Source organism: Chryseobacterium vaccae (assembly GCF_009602705.1).
Lineage (GTDB): Bacteria > Bacteroidota > Bacteroidia > Flavobacteriales > Weeksellaceae > Chryseobacterium > Chryseobacterium vaccae.
In genome coordinates this window covers 4751207-4774375 of sequence record NZ_VSWH01000001.1, presented here as the reverse complement: position 1 = coordinate 4774375, position 23169 = coordinate 4751207, and the positions used below count along the sequence as shown (strand labels likewise).

Here is a 23169-nt window from a genome sequence, read left to right as displayed (position 1 = left end):
AATTAACATTGGATTTGATGCTAATTTAATAATAAAATTTCAAATATTATAGATAAAAACAACCATTAAGGCAAATAAATTAATACTCTACACAATTATTTAAATTAATATCTATTAAATTAAATATTTTTGATTTTTTAGCGAATAAAACACATTACCTTATTCATTAATTTTACACATTTCATAAACAAATAGTTTTAATTTTAAAAATTAAACAACAAAACTACATATCCAAACACATATTTTAATATATTTGTATCAAACACCAACGATATGTACAAAAAGCTATTTTTTTTAAGCGTTTTTTTTACGGGTCTTTTACAATCACAGACAACAATGACTAATGTGATTTCTCAGGCAGTCTATTATGACGGCTATGCTGCTACAGTGTCTGAACCTGTTCCTCCAGGATTGATTAGGCTGTCAAATTCCAAATATGCAAGGAAGCTTACCGATGCAGAACTCAACTCTTTTAAAGCAAAAATTGCTATGAGAGTAACTATTGGAGCGCTATGTGATAACTATGACCGTCTCGGAAGTGTCTTTTTGGCAATGGTTCCTAAAAATCAACCCACCTACACCGTAGATGACACCAATGTAAAGAGAATTGAAATAGGCCGATATATCACTCCGTTTATGAACAAAAACCGTTCACCTCTGGAAGTTCCTTACACCTATGACTTAAGCAATATGTATAGTATATTCCATGATACAAATTTGCGTACAAGCTATGATCTATATATGGAACTGGATGTTTTCGGTGTTCCGTATGCAGCACAGAATGAAGTACCAGGATGCAGCGGCAGAATTGATGTATTTTCCGGAACTCTGACTTTTTTCTCAACAGATGCCGGAGCAACGGCGACAGATTTCAATACTGTTGCCCCTATCCTTACCTATAACAGATTAAATAACTATAACGCCACTGACGTTCCTGGTGAAACGGTGAGAATTGTCACATTCAACCTTCCCAATCCCGTCACCGATGCCCGTTTCTTTGTAATATCCACACCTCATGGAGCTAACAGCGGTGGTGAAGAATACGTAAGAAGACAAAATTACACTTATATGGATGACGTACAAATGCTGACTTATACTCCCGGAGGAATTTCCTGTGAACCATTCAGAGTATACAATACGCAGGGTAACGGAATCTATGGAGCCTCTCCAAAATCTTTTGCAGAGTGGACTTCATGGAACAACTGGTGCCCCGGAAATTCTGTTCCTATCAGAGGGTTTACCATGCCAACGATAGCAGCAGGAAATCACACGTTGAAACACACCATACCAACAGCAGTTTTTAACCAGCAGCAGGGAGATGTCTATCTATCCGTTTACATGCAGGGGAAAAGCAATGCCTCTCTGAATGTACAGGATGTAAAAACAGTGGATGTAAGCATATATCCTAATCCCACAGCTGATTTCGTGAACATAAAATCAAAGACCGATATAGCTTCAATCAGTCTTTTCGGGATAGACGGAAGGAAATTATCTGAAAACTATGGAGAAAATAAAATTGACCTAACTCCATACACAACAGGTGTTTATTTTCTGAGTATTGTTCTCAAAGACGGAACAACTTTTAAACATAAAATCATTAAGAAATAGAAGTTACGGTACTACAACCCAAGTGATCAGATTCAAATAACAACTACGAGCCAACTGATTTAAAAGATAAAAACTCCTTCCGAATACATTTCGTGGGAGTTTTTTTTATGATGGGAAAGCATCACTTGTTCTAGTGTTTTACATTCACATAACATACAACAATTAACCTATTTTTTCAGAATTTAAGAAGTTTTAATTTAATCATTGGCTCAAAAAATTGTCATTTCCAGTTTATTAAACTATTTTTGGAGATTAAAAATTTTTGCAAAATGAATTATCATTTTCAAGCCCACAGACAAGTAAGAAAGAACCTTTTGGAGATCCTTCAGAACACGTCTCATGATGACCTTCTGCTGATTCCTGACGGTTTCAACAATAATATTTACTGGAATATTGCCCATACGGTTGCTACCCAGCAGCTGCTGCATTATTACCTGAGCGGAAATCCTTTCAGAATAGATAAATACTGGATTGAAACCTATAAAAAAGGAACCCTTCCTAATTTAAATGTTCAGAAGTCAGAAGTAGAAGACCTTGAATTTCTGCTCACAGAAACGTCAAAAATTTTGATGAAAGATTATGACAGTGACTTCTTCTCGGATTATACTCCTTATACGACAAGTTTCGGGATGGATCTGAAAAGCATTCAGGATGCCATTATCTTCAACAACATGCATGAAAGCCTCCATTATGGTTATGTAATGGCACAGAAAAGGGCTATTTTGGGAGAGAAAGGAAGGTAAATTAGTTTAATGTTTTAGGTTTAAAGTTATGGCGACAATAAGAAGATTTGAAGACTTGGAGATCTGGCAATTGTCTCGTGAGCTTTGTAAGGAAATCTACTTTATCATTGAATTTACCGGACTTAAAAACAATTTTAAACTTAGCAACCAGATTGACGGATCTTCAGGCTCAGTTATGGATAACATTGCTGAAGGGTTTGAACGAAATGGAAATAAAGAATTCATTCAGTTTCTTTCCATTGCAAAAGCTTCCTGCGGAGAAACAAGATCACAACTCTACCGGATTTTTGACAGAAATTTTATTTCAGAAGAAAAACTGAGAACATTAATTGAGCGAACAGAAACACTAAGCAAAAAAATCAGCTCATTTATTAAATATTTAAAAACAACAGATTTAAAAGGAATAAAGTACAAGCCTTAAAGTTCAAAACATTGAACATTGAACATTGAACATTGAACATTGAACATTGAACTTCATACCTTAAACATAGAAACCTTAAACAACTCAATGAAAGACGATTTTATTTTCGGGCTGCGTCCCGTGATTGAAGCAATTGAAGCGGGAAAAACGATTGACAAGATCTTTGTGCAAAACGCACTTCAGGGTCCTATTTATGCTGAGCTGAAAACCATTTTAGCCAAAAATAAAATCCGTCCCAATTATGTTCCGGTTGAAAAACTGAACCGTTTTACCCGAAAGAATCACCAGGGTGTAGTGGCCTTTATTTCGGATGTTCCTTTTCATAAGATAGAAGATGTCGTTCCACAATTATTTGAAGAAGGGAAAACTCCTTTTTTACTGATTCTGGACAGGCTTACCGATGTAAGAAACTTTGGAGCGATCTGCAGAACAGCAGAATGTGTAGGCGTAGATGCAGTAATTATCCCTGAAAAAGGCGCGGCTCCTATCAACTCGGATGCTATCAAAACTTCGGCAGGTGCCATTTACAATATCAAGATCTGTAAGGAAGCCAACCTGGCCCATGCGGTAGACTTTCTTCAGCAGAGCGGAATTTCCGTATTTGCAGCAACAGAAAAGGCCCAGAAGCTTATTTATGATGTAAACTTTACCGAACCATGTGCTTTGGTTATGGGAAATGAAGAAACCGGAATTTCTAAAGAAGTGATGCATCATGCAGATGAAAAAATAAAACTTCCTATTGAAGGGAAAACACAATCTCTGAATGTTTCTGTTGCCTGCGGAGCGATTTTATATGAAGCCGTAAGACAGAAAATGACAACGGTACAGATTTAGTATGTTTCTCTCCCGGAAAAATAAAAGTAGTAGTAAAATTTAAAAAGATTCAAATGAAAAACATAGCAGCGCTAGCATTAATATCATCAATAGCTCTTGTTTCATGTAAGAAAGAAACAGCAACCATCACCAAAGTAGATCCTAAAACCGGAAAAACAGTTACGGTAGAAGTTCCTGCTGATTCCGTAGCAAAAGTGGCAGAAAACCCGGCAATCAAAGATTCCGCAGGAGTTTTCACACAGACGTTTAAACTGGAAAAAGGAAAGACATATCCTCTTACTACATACCAGAGAGATGTAAAAACGATGACTGACCCTCAGGGAAAATCAATCACAGCTACCAGCGAATCTACTGATGAAATGAACTTCACCGTGAATGATGTGAAAGGAAATGTGTATGATATGACTCTTAACCTGGTTTCCAAAAGAAGTTCCCAAACTTCTCAGGGAAAAACCCTTGTAGTGGACACCAAGCTTCCGATTCCAAAAGAAGATGATCTTAAAATGATCTGGAATATCAACAAAGCTCTTACCGGAAATAAGCTGAATATGAAGATGGATGATAAAGGAAACGTACTTTCTATCACTGGTTTTGATGCTGTTTACAAAAAGGTATCTGATGCTGCGGGAACACTTCTTAAAGATGCCAACCAGAAAGCAAGTGTGGTAGCAAGTCTTAAAGAAACATTCAATGAGAAAGTACTGAAAGACCAGTTTACAAAAAACCTGACGATTATTCCTAAAAAAGGAGTTAAGATCGGAGGAAAGTGGACTACTTCTGAAAATGCAGATGCAAACGGAAGCATTAAAGTAACGTCAAACTATGTTTTGAAAAGCGTAGGAAACGGAGCTGCTGAGATTTCAGTAACCGGAGGAATTCCTAAGAAAACAGAAAAGAAAACACAGGGACCAATCACCCACAGCCTGAGCAGCGAGCTTGCCCAGAACGGGACGATTAAGTTTGACCAAAGTTCAGGATGGATTACCAATCAGAATATCACGGTAAAGACCACGCAGATTGAAACCATTTCAGACGGCAAGCAGTCACAATCGATGACCAGTGTTTCCAATTCTTCTGTGATGGTAAACCCTTCTTCCAAATAATTAAAATAACTGAAGTAAATAAGTTTGAGGGGTTAAGAGTCTGAGATTTGAAAGTACTGTTTCAACTACTAAACAGTGCTTTCATCAAACAACTTTGAGCCTTAAATCTAAAACCTTAAATAACATTTATTATGAAGTACATTCTTGAGTTAGTACTTATTGCAATTATTCTTTTCTTTGTCTGGAATATCCTGAAAAGGATTTTCTTTAAAACCTTTTACAGCTACAGGTTCAACAACAATGAAAATAATAACAGGCAGCAGGACATCACCAACTCGAATAAGAATTCCAGAAAGAACGTCAATTGGGACGCAGAAACGGTGGATTATGAAGAGGTAAAAGAAAACAATGACAAAAGGTAAAAATTCCAAGAAATAAAAGATAATAACCAGCATGGCTAAAAATAAAAACTTAATTTATATTGCAATTTCATTAGTTGTATTTATAGTTTTAGCATTTTTATATTCCACTCCTGTTTTTTCAGGGAAACAGCTTTTCCAGCATGATATCGTGCAGTACAGAGGAGGAGCAAAAGAACTTCTGGACTACAGAGCTGATACCGGAAAAGAAACTTACTGGAGTGACTCCATGTTTGGCGGAATGCCAACCTACCAGATGGGAAGCCAGTTTAAAGGCGATATCATCAAACAGATCGACAGGTATCTGAACTTCCTTCCAAGGCCGGTCAATTATCTGTTCCTGCTTTTCGCAGGATTCTTCTTTCTGGGAATGGTAGCTGTCAGAAACTGGAAATATGCCCTTCTCGGAGCTACCTTTTTCGGACTTTCCACCTATTTTTATATTATTATAGCTGCCGGACATAACGGTAAAGTGAATACTATTGAGTATTTCGCTCCGCTTTTAGCCGGAATTTTACTGGTTTATATCAGGAAACAATATATCTGGGGATTCATTGCCACTACCCTGTTTATGGGGCTTCAGATTGCAGCGAACCACCCACAGATGACCTACTATCTGTTCCTCGCATTAGGATTTTTATTCCTTTCCGAACTCGTAAGGGTAATCCAGAAGAAAATCCAGTTGAAGCATTTCCTTATTTCATCAGGGATTATTGCTGCATCCTGCATTATTGGTGTTGGGATGAATTCTCAAAGAATCATGGCCAATTCTGAGTATATTAAAGAAACGGTTCGTGGAAAACAGATTTTGACCAACGACAGCCATACTTCAGGAAAATCAGGAATGGATAAAACCAGCATCCTGATGTGGAGCTACGGAAAACTGGAAACTCTGAATCTTTTTATTCCAAGATTAATGGGAGGCGGAAGTCAGGAACCTGAAGGAAAAGAAATTATGAACAGAGTTCAGGAGCTTATTCAGGAAAATGTAGGTTCTCAGGCTGAAATGGATAGAATCTCCAAGGGATTCAACGGGGTAACCTACTGGGGAGATCAGCCGGGAACTTCAGGACCAGCTTATCAGGGTGCAGTGGTGTGCTTTCTTGCTCTTTTAGGGTTCTTCTTTGCATGGAAAAAATACAGATACTGGATTTTGGAAGCTTCTATTCTTACCGTTTTATTGGCATGGGGAAGCAATTTTATGCCTTTGTCTGATTTCTTTATAGATTACGTTCCTTTTTACAGTAAATTCAGAGCACCGTCTTCTATATTGGTGGTGGTAGAATTGTTATTCCCTCTGATTGCTGTAATCGGACTTTACAGATTCTTTACGGATGAAAAATTAACGGAAGAATATAAAAAGAAAATCCTTCTTTACGTAAGCGGCGGAACATTAGGTGTGCTTCTTATCCTTCTGGTTTTCGGAAAATCTATATTAGGATTCACTACGGAGAGTGAAAGAACTTACTTCCCTCCTTTCCTGCTGGATTATCTTTCCGGAGAAAGATATAAGCTATTCAGAGCAGATGCTTTAAAAGCATTGATTTATGTAGGAATCACAGCAGGCGTTCTTTTTATGGCCATGAAACAGAAACTTAACCAGAATATTGCACTGGTTATTATTGGAGTAGTAAGCTTATTTGATCTGTGGACGGTAAACAAACGTTACCTGAACGATGAGAACTATGTAGATAAAGTTTTTGCTGAAAACCCATTTCAGACAGAAAGTTCAGATCTGTTGGCTGAAAAAGTTCAGCAAAATCCGAATTTAGGATCAATTCTAAGCAGTGTCAACGTCAACAAAACTCTTGAGACCATTGCTGAAAAAGATAAAACACACTACAGAATTTTCAACAATATTTTAGGAACATTCAGTGAAACCAACACCTCTTATTTCAAGTCTTCCATCGGGGGCTATCACGCCGTAAAACTGAGAAGATATGATGATGTGATCAATGAATACTTCCAGGTAATGGATTCGGTAAAAGTTCCGAATATCCTGAATCTTCTTAATGCCAAATATTGGGTTGTAGGCGGTCCTGAAGAACCTCAGGCGATGCCAAACGCCAAAGCCAACGGAAACGCATGGTTTGTAAGTGATCTGAAGTTTGTCAATACTCCTGATGAAGAAATCAAATCCATTGGAGTGATCGACAGCAAGAGAACCGCTGTTATCGCTGCTTCTGACAAAGAGTACTTCAACGGAAAACAGATTCAGGCAGACTCTACAGCGTTTATCAACCTTACGAAATACCAGCCTAATGAGCTTGAGTTTAAAGCTGAATCAAAAACACCTCAGCTGGCCGTTTTCTCTGAGATCTATTATCCTCATGGCTGGAAAGTTTTTGTAGACGAAAAAGAAGTTCCTTATATCAAAGCAGATTATCTTTTACGTGCAGTACACGTTCCGGCAGGAAAACACCAGATCAGAATGGTTTTTGAACCTGAAGTGATTGAAAAAGGGAAATGGCTTTCATTGCTGTGCTTCGGATTGTTTATTGCATTGAGCGCGTTCGGAATTTTCTGGATGAATAAAAAGAAAAAGCAGGAAGAACCGGCTGTAAAAACAGTTTAATATTCAACGTTTAAGGTTTATTGTTCAAAATTAATGGGACAAAAGAAAATACTGATTATCACCTATTACTGGCCTCCTGCGGGAGGTCCTGGTGTTCAGAGATGGCTGAAGTTTGCCAAGTATCTGCCGGATTTCGGCTGGAATCCTGTGATCTATACTCCGGAAAATCCAAGTTATCCTTTGGTTGATGAAAGCCTGCTGAAAGATGTTCCCCAAAACATTGAAATGGTAAAAACCAAAATATGGGAACCTTATCAATTGGCTGAAAAGCTGAACAAAAGCAACAAAAAATTTAAAGCGGGGCAATTCGATGTCGGTAAAAACCAAAGCTGGAAATCCAGGCTTTCCATCTGGGTGAGAGGAAACTTTTTCATTCCTGACGCGAGAGTATTCTGGGTAAAACCTTCCATTAAATTTCTGGAGCAGTATTTAAAAGAAAATAAAATAGATGTTGTGGTTACTTCCGGACCACCTCATTCAATGCACCTGATTGGTTTAGGACTGAAAAAAAAGCTTCCGGGTCTTAAATGGATTGCTGATTTTCGTGATCCCTGGACAGAAATATCCTATTACAAACATCTGAAGCTTACCAAAAGTTCAGACAGAAAGCACAGACTTCTTGAAAGTGCCGTTTTTAAAACCGCAGATATTACCCTGGCAACCAGTTATACGGACGCTGAAAACTTCCGGAAAGCAGGAGCAAATTCTGTATGTATCACAAATGGATTTGATGAAACGGACAGTACAAAAAAGATGAATGAAACCCGCAGTGAAAAATTCACCTTAAGCTATATCGGTGTCTTAGAACAGCTTCGTAATCCTGAGAATCTTTGGACAGCACTGACCGAACTGGTTAAAGAAAATCCGGAATTTGCACAGAATTTCACGCTGAAGTTTGCAGGAAGAGTGGATGATAAAGCCCTACAGGCACTTGAATCGGATGTACTGAAAAATCACATTCTGAACCTTGGTTATCTGCCCCATCATAAAGCCGTTGAAGAAATGCAAAAATCTTCATTACTGCTGATTACCAATTTTCCTGATGAATCTTCCAAGGGTATTATTCCTGGGAAAATATTTGAATATCTGGCTTCCGGAAAACAGATCATTTCTTTTGGCCCGGAAGGTGCAGACGTCTCCAGAATCCTGAATGAAACCAAGGCAGGAAAACATTTCAGCTATCAAGACTCTAAAGCCGTTAAAAGTTTTATCCTCGAAAAATTTGAACTTTGGAAACAGGGAAACCTTTCTGATAACATCCAGAACATTGAACAGTTTTCCAGAAGAAACCTTACCGGAAAACTGGCTGAAATATTATAGTTGAAATAGATAAAATGTTGGAGGCTGGGGTTGCTTTTAGTTATAGACATTGAAAGCCACTGCAAAAAAGATTAACGCAAAGTTTATGATTAATGACCTCCATAACTTCCTTCTTCCCTCTTATAAATTAAATCGTCCACTGATCGTTAACAACAGCAATCAGGTAATATTTACCCTGGAATTCTTCCCATACCAGACGGAGCGTTTTCCAGTCCATTTCTCCGTTTTTCGCCGTTCCTTTGATGTAGTTTTCGGTAAAGTCGTCACCAGTATAGATTTCTTTTAAATTATTCAGTGAATTTCCACCAGCCTGAAACTCGTTTACAGAATATTGAGATGCTGTATAATCCTTAGAGAACACCCATTTAGAAAGGTAGTCATTGATTGTTACTTTATACGGATCTCCGGAACCGTCCATTGCTCCCCAGGTAAATAGGGTTTTTGTAGGCTGAAATTTTTCAAAGTCGGCTTTGGAAAACTGTTTATCTTCTTTAGGCTCAACCATAGCATACATTGAAAAACGAATTCCTTTTTCCGGATGAATATAGGAAGCAAAAGCTTTATAGTCTTTATTTTTCAAAGTCTGCAATACTTCATCGTTGACTTTCTTTAAAGCCACAGTATCTGTTTTATGTTTTACCGCCTCTTTATTTTTTTCCTGCGCTACCGCCATAGAATCAATAACGTTCGGAACTGGTTTTTCAGGTGTCTTTTTACAGGCCACTGCCACACCAATAACCAATATTGAAATAATCAGTTTCTTCATAATGAATTGATTTTAATCAGAAAAAGCACCAAAACCAATGCCAGAATAGATATCAGACTCCTCTTGATATTGAAAAAATATATGCTTCCATCTATCATCTATTCGTCCATTATCTATCCGTCTATTATCTATTCATCTACCCTCTATTCTCCTTATCTGTATTTTACATGAAACCCGTACCTTTGTTCTATGGAAATTTTAGATATTCTCATTGTAGGAGGCGGGCCAATCGGACTGAACTGTGCACTTGAAGCTCAAAAAAATAAACTGAGCTATCTGGTGATAGAAAAAGGAACTATTGTCAACTCTTTATACCATTATCCTTTATACATGCGTTTCTTTTCAACGGCAGAAAAGCTGGAAATTGATGGAATTCCTTTTATTTCAACAGCCCCGAAGCCGGGCAGACAGGATGCATTGGAATATTATCAGGGAATTGCCAGGCAAAGAACAATCAACATCCATCTTTATGAAAAGGTACTGAAAGTTTCCAAAATTGATGCTTTATTTGAAATTGTCACGTCAAAAGCTATCTATCGGGCAAAAAATGTTGTTATTGCTACCGGATTCTATGACATTCCAAATCTCATGAATGTTCCCGGGGAAAATCTTCCTAAGGTAAAGCATTATTATACGGAACCTTATCCTTATGCCCAACAGAAAATTGTGGTTGTAGGATCCAGCAATTCTGCTGTAGATGCTGCTTTGGAAACGTATCGTAAAGGTGCTGATGTTACCATGATTATTCGTCATTCCGAAATTTCCAACAGTGTAAAATACTGGGTAAAGCCTGACATTGAAAACCGTATTGCTGAGGGAAGCATTAAAGCCCATTTTAGTTCAGAAATCATAGAGATAACTGAAAATACAGTTATTTTTAAAGATCAACAGGCACAGATTCATGAGATTGAAAATGATTTCGTGCTCGCCATGACCGGTTATCTTCCGGATTTTGATTTTCTGCGAAACGCAGGAATCGAATTACAGGGCGACTGTCTGAATCCATTCTATAATCCCGAAACCATGGAAACCAATACCAAAAATCTTTATCTCGCCGGAGTAGTATGTGGTGGTAAAGACACCCATCTATGGTTTATCGAAAATTCAAGGATTCATGCAGAGATGATTGTGAAAAACGTGATTGACAACGGGCAAAACCTTTTCCAAGCAGTTCAGTAACTCCGAAATTTAGCACTGCTGAACTGATTGCAGAAGTTAAATATCATATTCTAACCCCGGGAAGAAACTTTACAACTTCGGGACTTCAAATTCTTTTTCCCTCTTTCCTTTCAGCATCCACGGAACGATGAAATAAAACGCTATGGCAATGCCTGCCGCAAGAACTCCGGTTCCTATCCAAAGTACAGTAAATCCCAGCTTATCGGCAATAAGGGTGCCTACATAAGGGGTAAAGATAAAAGCTAAAGAGAACGATATCCCATTTAATCCCATATAAGCTCCTTTATTATTTTCTCCCGAGCGCATAGCAGTTATCGTTGACATAAAAGGAAGGGTCCATATTTCACCGATGCAGAGAAGGGTCATAGAAACGACCAATGTGATCATCGTATAATCAAAGGCCAACATTGCATAGGAGATTCCACACAGAAAAGTTCCGATCAGCATGGTAAAAGCCAGATTAAAATATTTTTCTGCGATCTGTACAAATCCCATTTCAAGCAAAACGATCAGGAAGCCACTGTATCCGAGAATATATCCGATATTCTGCTGGCTCAGATGAGCCGTATCTTTATAAAATATAGTTAATGTACTGAACAGCTGAAAGAAACACATAGAAAAAAGCATACAGAAAAAACAGTAGATCAGAAATTTACGGTCACGGTAGGGCGAGTTTTCTTTTTTAACGGCAATAGCTTCCTTTACTTTTTTAGTTTCTTTTACAGCCTGCTTATTTCGTTCTTTGAAGAACGTGATATATAACAATCCAGCCAGCAGTGCAGCCAATGCATTACTGAAGAATAAAAACTCATAGGAAATAGCTGATAAGATTCCGCCTAAAGCAGGTCCTATCGAAAACCCGAGATTCACGGCCATTCTATTCAGTGAAAATGCTCTGGTTATATTTTCAGGTTTGGCATATTTCGTAATGGCTACCGAATTGGCAGGGCGAAACATCTCGCTGACAATACTCTGAGCTAAAATAATAGCGGCAAGACCGGCTTCTGTCTTAAAAAGAGGAATCAGGCAGAATAAAGGAACACTGAGGAGCAGACTCAGGCTTTGTACCCGGTATTCTCCGACCTTATCTGTAATCATACCTCCCAGCCAGGAACCCAGTACAGATCCTATTCCGAAAAAGCTCAGAACAATCCCGGAATTTTCAATAGTGAAATGCAAATGGGCTGTCATATAGACTCCTAAAAAAGGAAGCACCATAGAACCCGCACGGTTAATAAGCATAACCAGCGCCAGCATCCAGCTCTCTTCCGAAAGCCCTTTGAAAGAACTCGTATATACACTTATTAATTTCATGATAAATGGGGTGGGGAAAAATTTAAAAAAGCAAAATTAACCAAATTAGCTCAAAACTATGGCTCCAAGGGAGTTTTTTTATAAATGAAAGAAATAAAAATATACTATTAATATTTAGAAGCCACGGATGTTTTTACCAAAATCAACTAAAACAAACTTATAATTTTCGTAAATTGCAGTAATAATGAGGTTTTATTCTCAAGTTTCATAAAAATCATTATAATGTAACAGAATCATACTCACCAATGATCACCTACGAAAATTTACATGATACCCTTTCATTTTACCATATAGACTGTCGTGAATCTTATTATATTTCATCAGGCAATCCTATTTCCGATTTCCCCGAAACGTCTTTCCGTATAGATTATTATGCCTTATGCATCTGTACTGAAGGGAAGGTAGATCTCGAAATTGACAGCCAGAAGTATCACATAAATGCCCACAGCTTTCTGATTGCTGCTCCTTCTACCATTGTGAAGTTTCTGAAAACCAGCAGCGATTTCAAAATGAAACTGTTGTTCTTTGATAAAAATTTTCTGATCAAAAATATATCCAATCCTTTCATCATCGAGAAAATGAATCTTTTCTCCGAAGGTTCCTACAGCCTCATAAAAACAACAGAGAAAAACTCTCTACAGATTCAGAGCCTTCTGGATTATCTCAAAAAAAAATCCAGAAAACAGGGAAAGTTTACAGAAGAAATCGTTCGTACCATTATTTTTAATCTGCTGCTGGAAACAGCAGAGATTATGGAAAAAGAACATGATGATATTGCTGAAAAAGAGGAAGGGAAGAAAGATATTTATCTTAGATTCAGTAAGCTGATCAGGGAAAATATAAGGCAGCAGAGAAGTGTACAGTTTTATGCTGATCAATTATGTGTTTCTCCGAAATACCTCATCGAAATCATCAAAAAAGCCAGTGGAAAAACGCCTCATGAAGTTATTGATGAAGCTCTGCTGAAAGAAGCCTATGTTATGCTTGGCAATCCGGCTGTCACAATTTCTGAAATTGCTTTTCAGCTTCAGTTTAATTCTGCATCAGCTTTTGGCCGTTTTTTCAAGAAACAGACTTCCGTTTCTCCTTCTGAATATCGGAACAGAGAAAATATCCAGTCTTAAAGAATTTGGGGACAATAAATCTGACATTAGGGATATACCCTGCTTTATGAATAGAGGTACCTTTATACTGTTCATTAAAAACAATATAAAAATGAGTACGATCAATTCAAAATTCGACAACATTTTAAATGCTTCTGAGCAATTTGGAAAAGTAAATCACGAACCGGATTCAAGCCGGGAAGTTCAGATCAATACGCCTGAGAAGACTATGCCTTTTTCAGACCAGATCGGAAACTACCAGCGTAACAAAGGAATCCCTTTACAATCCTATGAAAACAGCAAAATTTATATTGTAGGAAGTGGAATTGCCGGAATGTCGGCTGCTTATTATTTCATCCGTGACGGCCGTGTTCCGGGAAAAAATATTATTTTCCTTGACCAGCTTAATGTTGAAGGCGGTTCACTGGACGGAGCCGGGAATGCAAAAGACGGCTACATCATCCGCGGTGGAAGAGAAATGGACATGACCTATGAAAACTTATGGGATATGTTCCAGGATATTCCTGCTCTGGAGCTTCCTGCGCCATACAGCGTATTAGACGAATACCGTCTGATTAATGATAACGATCCGAACTATTCCAAAGCCAGACTAATCCACAACCAGGGACAGATCAAGGATTTCAGTAAATTTGGATTGGAAAAGAAAGATCAGCTGGCCATTGTCAAACTTTTACTGAAGAAAAAAGAGGAGCTTGATGACCTGACGATTGAAGATTATTTCGCAGAATCTTTCCTTAACAGTAATTTCTGGTTTTTCTGGCGCTCTATGTTTGCTTTTGAAAACTGGCATAGCTTACTGGAGCTGAAACTGTATATGCACAGATTCCTGCACGCCATTGACGGAATGAAAGATTTCTCTTGTCTTGTATTCCCAAAATATAATCAATACGACACGTATGTTACTCCTTTAAAAAACTTCCTGATTGAAAAAGGAGTGCAGATCCAATTCAATACTCTGGTAAAAGATCTGGACATTCAGATTAATACGGAAGGAAAAACTGTAGAAGGTATCATCACGGAACAGGAAGGAAAAGAAGTAAAAATCCCTATAGGTAAAGAAGATTATGTTATTGTAACTACGGGATCCATGACGGAAAGCACTTTCTATGGGGATAATAATACTGCTCCGGAAATCACCATTGATAACAGCAGCACCGGACAAAGCGCAGGATGGAAGTTATGGAAAAACCTTGCTGCCAAATCAGAAGTCTTCGGAAAACCGGAAAAGTTCTGCAGTCATATTGAAAAATCTGCATGGGAATCTGCTACCCTTACCTGCCGGCCTTCAGCTTTTACCGAAAAACTAAAGGAATTATGTGTGAATGATCCTTATTCCGGAAAAACGGCAACAGGAGGTATTATCACCATTACAGACTCCAACTGGGTGATGAGCTTTACCTGCAACAGACAGCCTCATTTTCCTACGCAGCCTGATGATATTCTTGTAGTTTGGGTCTATGCCCTTTTGATGGATAAACAGGGAAATTATGTTAAAAAAACAATGCCGCAGTGTACAGGAAACGAAATTCTTGCTGAGCTATGTTATCATCTCGGTATAGAAGATCAATTGGATAATGTGATTGACAATACGATTGTACGTACTTCTTTCATGCCGTATATTACCTCTATGTTCATGCCGAGAGCTCAGGGAGACCGCCCTAGAGTAGTTCCTGAAGGCTGTACCAATTTAGGTCTTGTAGGACAGTTTGTAGAAACCAATAATGATGTGGTTTTCACCATGGAAAGCTCCGTAAGAACGGCAAGAATAGCCGTATACAGCCTTTTGAACCTCAACAAACAGGTTCCGGATATTAATCCGCTTCAGTACGATATCCGTCATTTATTGAAAGCCACTCAGGCCCTGAATGACTATAAACCCTTCCTGGGAGAAGGTATTTTAAGAAAAATACTGAAAGGGACATATTTTGAACATATTTTGGTTAACCGCCCTGAAGAAAAAGAAGAACATGAATCTTTCTTTATGGAACAGATTGGTAAGTTCCAGGATTGGATCAAAGGAGTGAAAGGATAAAAAAGACCGGAAGCTGGAAGAAGGAGGCTGGAAGCTACTTTTAGTGATAAGTATTGATCGTTACTATACAATTTTAATGTCATCAAAAGAGTAAAAAACAGATCAGTACGTATTATTGCTGACCTTCAAACCTACATCAATCGGATATTCTTATCCCAACTGAGATTTAAGGTTTAATAATTATCACATCAATAAAAAAGCAGGACCTGTAACAGATCCTGCTTTCTTTATTATTTTGCGTTAAAATTATTCTGGTTTGTAAGAGTCTTTCAACGTTACTGTACGGTTGAATACCATTACTTCATCCGTAGAATCCTGATCTTTGGTAAAGTACCCGATTCTCTGGAACTGAAGCGGCTCTCCTACTGCCACATCTTTTAAGCTTGGTTCAGCAAACCCCTTAACCATCGTTACCGATTCCGGATTGATGAAGTTTAAGAAGTCTACATCTTTCTCAGCATCTGGCTGCTCAACAGTAAACAACTGATTGTAGATTCTTACATCCACAGGCAGCGCATGTTTTGCAGACACCCAGTGCAGCGTACCTTTTACTTTTCTTAAGCTTTCTTCGGTTCCGCTTCCGGATTTACTCTTATCATCATAAGTAGCATAAATCGTTGTGATCTCGCCATTTTCATCTTTCTCCACTCTTTCAGCTTTGATGATATAAGCCGATTTCAGACGTACTTCACCGCCTAATTTCAATCTGAAGAATTTATTGTTAGCTTCTTCCTTGAAGTCTTCTCTTTCAATATAAAGCTCTCTTGAGAATGGGACTTCTCTTGTTCCTGCTCCCTCCTGCTCCGGATTGTTTTCCGTTTCAAGCCATTCTTCCTGCCCTTCAGGATAGTTTTCGATCACCAGTTTTACCGGATCTACGACAGCCATCACACGCTTAGCTACTTTATTAAGGTCTTCACGTACACAGAAATCCAGAAGCTGAATTTCAATCAGGTTTTCTCTTTTCGCCACTCCTACTTTTTCAATGAAATTTCTGATGGAAGCAGGTGTAAATCCTTTTCTTCTCATCCCTGAAATGGTAGGCATTCTTGGATCATCCCATCCTGTTACTGCTTTTTCGGCAACCAGCCTTTGCAGTTTTCTTTTGGAAGTAATCATATAAGAAACGTTCATTCTGGCAAATTCTCTCTGCTTCGGTGCTACTTTAGATTCGTCATACACCTGATTAAGGTACCAGTTATAAAGCGGTCTGTGATTTTCAAACTCTAATGAACACAAAGAGTGAGAAACCTGCTCCAGATAATCAGATTCACCATGAGCCCAATCGTACATCGGGTAAATCTTCCAGGTTGTACCGGTTCTGTGGTGAGGCCTTTTAAGAATTCTGTACATCACAGGGTCACGCATGTTCATATTCGGAGAAACCATATCGATCTTTGCACGAAGAGACATGGTTCCTTCTTCAAATTCACCGTTCTTCATTTTTTCAAACAGATCAAGAGATTCTTCTACCGGACGGTTTCTGTACGGTGACTCCACTCCCGGTTCTGTAGGACTCTTTCTCTGTTCTGTGATCACTTCAGATGGCTGCTCATCTACATAAGCTTTCCCGTCTTTGATCATTTGTACAGCCCACTCGTAAAGCTGCTGGAAGTAGTCGGATGCATACAGCTCTTTATCCCATTTGAAACCCAGCCATTCAACGTCTTTTTTGATAGAATCTACGAATTCCTGTTCTTCTTTTTCAGGGTTCGTATCGTCGAAACGAAGGTTTACGGGAGCGTTGTATTTTTCGCCCAGACCAAAGTTAATGCAGATGGCTTTCGTGTGCCCTACATGCAGGTATCCATTAGGTTCAGGGGGAAAACGGAAACGGATCTGATCTCTTTTCAAACCGTTTGCCAGATCATCTTCAATAATTTGCTCAATAAAATTGAGTGATTTTTTTTCTTCTTCCATTAAAATTAGCTTTTACTTGATGTAAAAAAGTTTTACAAAGTTAAGGAAAATTTAGGGTTTACAGAAATGATAATTTTAACACCCGATTGATGTTAATTCAGTATTTTTCATTAATTTAGATAAGACTAAAAACCGCTTATAAAATTTCTGACCATGGCTGTTTATATCCTAAGCAATCGGAAGATCATCCGTCATAAAGGCGAAAGAGTAGATTCTTTTTCCAATGACGAATATTCTATTCCTAATTTCAGGATCGCAAAATGTGATTTTGAAGGTTATAAAGAGCCTACTGCGGCCGCAAAAAAGAAAAAAGACTATACCAACCGGAATATCCTGAACTACCGGTTATTTTCAGAGCCTGAAAAACAGGGATATCAGGAAGTACTGGATGTTCTTCTCAGTGAAAAAGGCGTTAAAAAAACTTCACTCACTGCCAATAATCTAGGCGGAACCCAACGGATGTTCTATGAACTGTATAAAAACATGTCTTCCACCAAAGACAGAAGCGATGTTCTGATCTTTATCCATGGATATGCTTATGATTTTGATGATGAATTAAAAGCGATTATCGATCTTAAAAAGCTGTTTATTGATAATCCGAAATCTCCTGTAGAACATATTCTGTTCGTGAGCTGGCCAGCTTCCAGCAGTATTGTTCCGCTTACGTATTTTGATGACAAGGCTTCAAGTATTAATTCAGGAAATTCACTGATGAGGCTGTTTTATTTTTATACGCAGTTTTTAAAGGATATATTTTCCAATCGTGATCTTGTTCCCTGCAATCAGAGAATTCATCTGATGACCCACTCTATGGGAAACAGGGTTCTGCAAAGTATGCTGTACAGCCTTAAAAAAGAAAACATTCTCCGGGTTATTGATCAGGTTCTGCTGTTGAACGCAGATGTATCTTATAAAGTTTTTGAGGATTCTGAGGACTCTTTTAATAAGCTTCCGCTATTGGCCAACCGGGTTTCCATCTACTTAAACAGACAGGATGTTATTCTGGGCATTTCACAGTTTACTAAAAATATTCTTACCCCGAGACTAGGAAAAAACGGGCCAAGTGACATTGAAAAATTCAAAGATATTGTTTCTGTTATTGATTGTACTTTTGTGAAAGATGATATCCAGAGCAGCATTAAGTTTGATATTGGAAACCATTGGGGATACCTTTCCAGCTCGCAGGTTCAGAATGATATTTTCCAGAATTTATATGGTATAGACCGGAATCTTATCGAAGGCCGGATAAAAAATAACGAAAATATTTTCACAATTATTTCTTAACGATTAATTAAAAAAAAGACCATAAAATGAATCATATGTTAAATTTCGAAATAGCTAAGTAATTGGCACAGAGATTGTAAATTTTCATTAAACAGAGAAATACAAATTGTATCATCATGAAAGGAATTAAAACCCGCTTTTCTTATTTATTGAGATATATTAAGAAAGCAATTTTCGTAAAAGATGTAATTTAACCCAAGTATTAATTAATAAAATAAAAATTATCCGACCCTAAAACTACTTTATCCTTTAAAAATAAATTCAATTTAAAGTTCCTACAAAATAATTGTGGGTACTTATCTGTGTATTGGATATTTTAGGAGCTTTATCCTGCTATCCACTCCTACTCCTCGCGCCCCAATCAGTGCCCGCTCTTGCTGCGGGGTAGCCGTTACTATCAGGGCTAGGATTTCAGCGAATCCAACAAGCTGCTGGATTTTCACGAATACTCTTTGTTTTTAGTGAAGAAAGGAAGAGATTATATTCACTAATAAAACCAGCATTATGTGTTGTTCAAAAAATTGGACATACAAAAGCTAAGAATATTTTTTTATTTATCGTAAAGGCAGACAAGGATAAATTAAATGCTGATGTTTTTAAGATAAACAAATCCTTGTGACTAATTTTAACAGGAATCCAAAACCTAACAGGTCTTTGAGACCTGTTAGGTTAGAAAAACACCAGCCGCTTCGCTTTTTGAAATACAAATAATGTATTATTTCTGAATAACTTAAGTAAATTAAATCTTGTTTATGTGAAAAATCTTACCGATATTTACTTGACAATCAATATAAAATATTCACTATGAAAAATCTAAAAAAACTCAACAGAGGAGAATTGAGAACCATCAAAGGTGGAATTATTCCTCTTGGATGTAACAGATGGGACGGAAGAAACAGATGCTGCAGAGAATGGGCTCCTGACTACTGTAACCAACCTACCTGCCCAGATGCACCACCTCCATTTTGTTAGTTAATTTTCTCCGTTATATTTTGAACCAGAGTAACTCATTTCTGAGATCTAAAGTAGATTCAAAATTATTAACGAACAAAGATCCAGTGCCTAAACCTTGAGGCATTGGACTTTTTTTTGTGAAGGTATATTGAGCAATAGCATTTAACCCGACGTTACTTTCCAGCGCAGAAGTAATCCACCATCCGATGTTCAGACTTTCAGCTAGGGAAATCCATTCATCAGCTCCTGAAAAGCCTCCTACCAAAGCTGGTTTCAGAATAATGTACTGTGGCCTTATGGCTTCCAACAGTTTTCTCTTTTCGGTAGAATCAACAATTCCGATAAGCTCTTCATCCAAAGCAATCGGAGTTGGAGTAACAGTACATAATGAAGCCATGTCTTCCCAGTTTCCGGCTTTAATAGGTTGTTCTATGGAATGAATATTCAAATCCGCCAATTGCTGTAAAACAGTCATTGCTTCTTCTTTACTGAATCCACCGTTTGCATCCACCCGAAGTTCAAGCTGATCCGGTGAAAATTTCTCTCTGAGCTGTTTCAGAATCTGATGTTCCGATGGCCAGTTAACCCCGATTTTCAACTTAATACAGTGAAATCCTTTATCCAGTTTATCCTGAATCTGTTCTTCCATATAGCTGATATCTCCCATCCAGATCAGCCCATTGATGGTAATAGCCGATTTTCCTTCAGTAAACTCACTGGGGAAATAGAGATGGGCTCCGTATTTCAGGTTCAGAATAGCTTGTTCATATCCAAACCATATAGAAGGAAACTCTTTCAGCTCTTCCTGCAAATAGTTTTTATCCTGTTGGATATTTTCGCAGAGCCACTGTAACTTTTCTTCATAGTCCGGTCTGTCATCAAAACTAAGCCCTCTGAAAACCGCACACTCTCCTACTCCTTTCCTTCCCTGATCTTCAATTTCGAGAATAAAGGTTTCTTTTTCATGCAAAACGCCGCGGGATGTTCCTCCCGGGCGTTTAAATTGCAGCATATATCTGAAATAAGATGCTTTCATTTATTTTACGCTATCAATCCGCATAAATTCTTCTGCTTTTTCCACCATTTCGATACTTCCGCAGAAAAATGGAATTCTCTGATGCAGCTCTGTTGGTTCTATTTCCAGAATTCGTCTGAATCCGTCTGTAGCTTTTCCTCCAGCCTGTTCTGCAAGGAATGCCATTGGGTTACATTCATACAGAAGTCTCAGCTTTCCGTTCGGAGCCTGAGAATATGACGGATAAATATAGATTCCTCCTTTCAGCATATTTCTGTGGAAATCCGCTACCAGAGAACCAATATATCTTGAGGTATACGGACGGTCTCCTTCTTCCATCTGGCAGTATTTAAGATAATTTTTTACTCCTTGAGGGAATTTGATATAATTACCTTCGTTAATGGAATAGATTTTCCCTTTGGTCGGAAACTTCAGGTTAGGATGAGACAGGTAATAAGTTCCTAAAGAAGGATCCAGAGTAAATCCGTTCACTCCGTTTCCTGTGGTATAAACGATCATGGTGGAAGAACCGTAAATCACATATCCTGCAGCAATCTGGTTCACACCTTTCTGTAAAAAGTCTTCCAGCTGAACAGGGGTTCCCGGTTCTGAAACTCTTCTGTAAATAGAGAAAATAGTTCCTACGGAAACGTTTACATCAATATTAGAGGATCCGTCAAGAGGATCAATAAGCACTACATATTTACTTAAGTGGCCATTTTCACCACATTGAATGTCAATAAAATCATCATTTTCTTCGGAAGCAATACCACACACCACCTCTCTCTGAGACAAAGCCGTGATAAAAATGTCATTGGCAATCACATCCAGTTTCTGCTGTTCTTCTCCCTGGATATTCTGGTTGCCGGCAGCCCCTGTAATATCTACAATTCCGGCTTTATTTACTTCTCTGTTTACTATTTTAGAGGCCAATCTTATTGCACTCAGAAGACGAGAAAATTCACCCGTAGAATACTGAAAATCATCCTGCTTATCAATAATAAATTCTCCTAACGTCTGTAATGATTGATCTGACATATTTTACTTTTTATGTTTTCCCCAAATTTCGTAAAATTTATCATAGTAGGAAAGCTTTTCCAATAAAAGACTTTAACACCTGTATTTCAAACAAATACAGCATTATAAAAGCAACACGATCAAAATTCAGGGATCATTATTACTCCCCAATCAATGACAATATATCAATGAAATTCTGATAATATTCACCAAGTCTCAATTTTAATAAAATCTTAATTCCTGCACACCGCCTGCCTATTTCATATCTCGTTGTAAATTTATAATTTTGACCTCCGTAAAAAACTCATGTAATTTTTAATCTAACAATTTTATTTTTAACAAATTAATGAAAATTTTCAAGTTTGGTGGAGCATCAGTAAAAGATGCCGAGAGTGTAAAAAATGTGTCCATGGTTTTACAAAGCCAGGGATTTGCCAAATGTCTGCTGGTCATTTCAGCGATGGGCAAAACGACTAATGAATTGGAAAAAGTTGTAGAACTTTATTTCAAGAAGGATAACTATCAAACTGAAATTGAAAAGATAAAACGAAAACACATTGAGATTGCGGAAGGTCTTTTTCCTGAGAACCATGCTGTTTTTGCTGAGATCAATCTGTTTTTTGATGACATCGACTCTTTTTTAAGAAGAAATAAATCTCCCAACTACAATTTCGTTTACGACCAGGTGGTAAGCTGCGGAGAAATGATCTCTACAAAAATTGTGAGTGAATATCTGAACGAGATCCAGTTTACGAACCAATGGCTGGATGCCAGAGATTATATCAAAACAGACAACTCATACAGGGAAGGGATTGTAGACTGGACAAGAACAGAGGAATTTATTTCAACTTTAAACCCGGAAATCTGCTATGTAACACAGGGATTCATTGGTTCTGATGAAAATAATTTCACGGTAACTTTAGGACGAGAAGGTTCTGACTACTCTGCTGCTATTTTCGCTTACTGTCTGAATGCCGAAGCAATGACAATCTGGAAAGATGTTCCGGGAGTAATGACAGGAGATCCGAGAAAGTTCAGTGATGTATCCTTGCTTTCCCATATTTCCTATGAAGAAGCTATTGAAATGGCTTATTACGGAGCAAGTGTCATTCACCCGAAAACACTGCAGCCTCTTCAGCAAAAAAATATACCTTTTTACGTAAAATCTTTTGTGGATCCTACAAAAGCAGGGACAAAAGTGGGTGCATCAGACCAAAACCAACAGGAGGAATCCTACATTTTAAAAGAAAATCAGGATCTTTTAAAAATTTCAACAAGGGACTTTTCCTTTATTGCGGAAGATCATATGAGCCTCATTTTCGGTTATCTGTCTAAATATAAGATTAAAGTATCCCTGATGCAGAATTCTGCTATTTCACTCGCATTATGTCTGGAAGATAAATTCGGACAAATTGATGAATTAAACGAAGAACTTCAAAAAATATTTAAAACCGAAGCAGTTAAAAATGTATCTTTATTTACCGTAAGAAATGCGAAGAAGGATCACATTGATAAATTTTACCAGGAAAAAAACGTATTATTGGAGCAGATCTCTAAAAATACCCTTCAAATGGTAACACAATAATTTTAATTGCGACTAA

The 23169-nt window shown here is 37.8% G+C and carries 19 protein-coding genes; 14 read left to right on the top strand and 5 right to left on the bottom strand.

Annotation, left to right across the window (positions count from 1 at the left end; all coding sequences use genetic code 11):
- Positions 1–273: 273 nt before the first annotated feature.
- The 8 genes from FW768_RS21895 to FW768_RS21860 all read left to right on the top strand — a co-directional run bounded on the left by FW768_RS21895 (position 274) and on the right by FW768_RS21860 (position 8963).
- The gene (locus tag FW768_RS21895; RefSeq protein ID WP_153399213.1) at positions 274–1608 is read left to right on the top strand and encodes a peptide-N-glycosidase F-related protein; all 1335 of its coding nucleotides are present in this window, start codon (positions 274–276) and stop codon (positions 1606–1608) included.
- A gap of 269 nt (positions 1609–1877) precedes the next feature.
- Positions 1878–2351: a DinB family protein gene (locus tag FW768_RS21890; RefSeq protein ID WP_153399211.1), complete on the top strand. Its 474-nt coding sequence runs from the start codon at positions 1878–1880 to the stop codon at positions 2349–2351.
- 28 nt (positions 2352–2379) lie between these two features.
- Positions 2380–2772: a four helix bundle protein gene (locus FW768_RS21885; RefSeq protein ID WP_153399210.1), complete on the top strand. Its 393-nt coding sequence runs from the start codon at positions 2380–2382 to the stop codon at positions 2770–2772.
- An 87-nt stretch (positions 2773–2859) separates the two neighbouring features.
- Complete coding sequence (gene rlmB / locus FW768_RS21880) at positions 2860–3606, top strand: 23S rRNA (guanosine(2251)-2'-O)-methyltransferase RlmB (RefSeq protein WP_153399208.1); 747 nt, start codon at positions 2860–2862, stop codon at positions 3604–3606.
- A gap of 53 nt (positions 3607–3659) precedes the next feature.
- A complete protein-coding gene (locus tag FW768_RS21875; protein ID WP_153399206.1) occupies positions 3660–4709 on the top strand; it encodes a DUF6263 family protein in 1050 nt (349 codons plus the stop codon).
- A gap of 131 nt (positions 4710–4840) precedes the next feature.
- Positions 4841–5071, top strand: a complete 231-nt coding sequence (locus FW768_RS21870; RefSeq protein ID WP_185152032.1) for a hypothetical protein — start codon at positions 4841–4843, stop codon at positions 5069–5071.
- Positions 5072–5102: 31 nt separating this feature from the next.
- Positions 5103–7643, top strand: a complete 2541-nt coding sequence (locus FW768_RS21865; protein WP_153399202.1) for a YfhO family protein — start codon at positions 5103–5105, stop codon at positions 7641–7643.
- Positions 7644–7676: 33 nt separating this feature from the next.
- Positions 7677–8963: a glycosyltransferase family protein gene (locus FW768_RS21860; RefSeq protein ID WP_153399200.1), complete on the top strand. Its 1287-nt coding sequence runs from the start codon at positions 7677–7679 to the stop codon at positions 8961–8963.
- Positions 8964–9090: 127 nt separating this feature from the next.
- Here FW768_RS21860 and FW768_RS21855 read toward each other — a convergent pair whose 3' ends face one another.
- Complete coding sequence (locus FW768_RS21855) at positions 9091–9729, bottom strand: hypothetical protein (RefSeq protein WP_153399198.1); 639 nt, start codon at positions 9727–9729, stop codon at positions 9091–9093.
- A 189-nt stretch (positions 9730–9918) separates the two neighbouring features.
- Between FW768_RS21855 and FW768_RS21850 the strand changes: the two genes are divergently transcribed.
- A complete protein-coding gene (locus tag FW768_RS21850) occupies positions 9919–10908 on the top strand; it encodes a YpdA family putative bacillithiol disulfide reductase (protein ID WP_153399196.1) in 990 nt (329 codons plus the stop codon).
- A gap of 69 nt (positions 10909–10977) precedes the next feature.
- On the opposite strand, the gene FW768_RS21845 is transcribed toward FW768_RS21850, so the two are convergent.
- A complete protein-coding gene (locus FW768_RS21845; RefSeq protein ID WP_153399194.1) occupies positions 10978–12222 on the bottom strand; it encodes an MFS transporter in 1245 nt (414 codons plus the stop codon).
- Between the two features lie 245 nt (positions 12223–12467).
- On the opposite strand from FW768_RS21845, the gene FW768_RS21840 reads away from it, so the two are divergent.
- The gene (locus tag FW768_RS21840) at positions 12468–13346 is read left to right on the top strand and encodes a helix-turn-helix domain-containing protein (RefSeq protein WP_153399192.1); all 879 of its coding nucleotides are present in this window, start codon (positions 12468–12470) and stop codon (positions 13344–13346) included.
- A gap of 91 nt (positions 13347–13437) precedes the next feature.
- Positions 13438–15378, top strand: a complete 1941-nt coding sequence (locus tag FW768_RS21835) for an oleate hydratase (RefSeq protein ID WP_153399191.1) — start codon at positions 13438–13440, stop codon at positions 15376–15378.
- A gap of 246 nt (positions 15379–15624) precedes the next feature.
- Here FW768_RS21835 and FW768_RS21830 read toward each other — a convergent pair whose 3' ends face one another.
- Complete coding sequence (locus FW768_RS21830; RefSeq protein ID WP_153399189.1) at positions 15625–17298, bottom strand: glutamine--tRNA ligase/YqeY domain fusion protein; 1674 nt, start codon at positions 17296–17298, stop codon at positions 15625–15627.
- A 153-nt stretch (positions 17299–17451) separates the two neighbouring features.
- Between FW768_RS21830 and FW768_RS21825 the strand changes: the two genes are divergently transcribed.
- Both FW768_RS21825 and FW768_RS21820 read left to right on the top strand, forming a co-directional pair.
- On the top strand, positions 17452–18582 hold the full coding sequence (locus FW768_RS21825; RefSeq protein ID WP_153399188.1) for an alpha/beta hydrolase: 1131 nt from the start codon (positions 17452–17454) through the stop codon (positions 18580–18582).
- 804 nt (positions 18583–19386) lie between these two features.
- Positions 19387–19554, top strand: a complete 168-nt coding sequence (locus FW768_RS21820; RefSeq protein WP_153399186.1) for a bacteriocin-like protein — start codon at positions 19387–19389, stop codon at positions 19552–19554.
- Between the two features lie 13 nt (positions 19555–19567).
- Here FW768_RS21820 and menC read toward each other — a convergent pair whose 3' ends face one another.
- Together menC and fbp are read right to left on the bottom strand one after the other, a co-directional pair.
- Positions 19568–20572 carry an o-succinylbenzoate synthase gene (gene menC / locus FW768_RS21815; protein WP_153399184.1) on the bottom strand — a complete coding sequence of 335 codons (1005 nt, stop codon included), beginning with the start codon at positions 20570–20572 and terminating at the stop codon, positions 19568–19570.
- Positions 20573–21589, bottom strand: a complete 1017-nt coding sequence (gene fbp, locus FW768_RS21810; RefSeq protein ID WP_153399182.1) for a class 1 fructose-bisphosphatase — start codon at positions 21587–21589, stop codon at positions 20573–20575.
- Between the two features lie 325 nt (positions 21590–21914).
- Between fbp and FW768_RS21805 the strand changes: the two genes are divergently transcribed.
- Positions 21915–23153: an aspartate kinase gene (locus FW768_RS21805; protein ID WP_153399180.1), complete on the top strand. Its 1239-nt coding sequence runs from the start codon at positions 21915–21917 to the stop codon at positions 23151–23153.
- Positions 23154–23169: the final 16 nt, after the last annotated feature.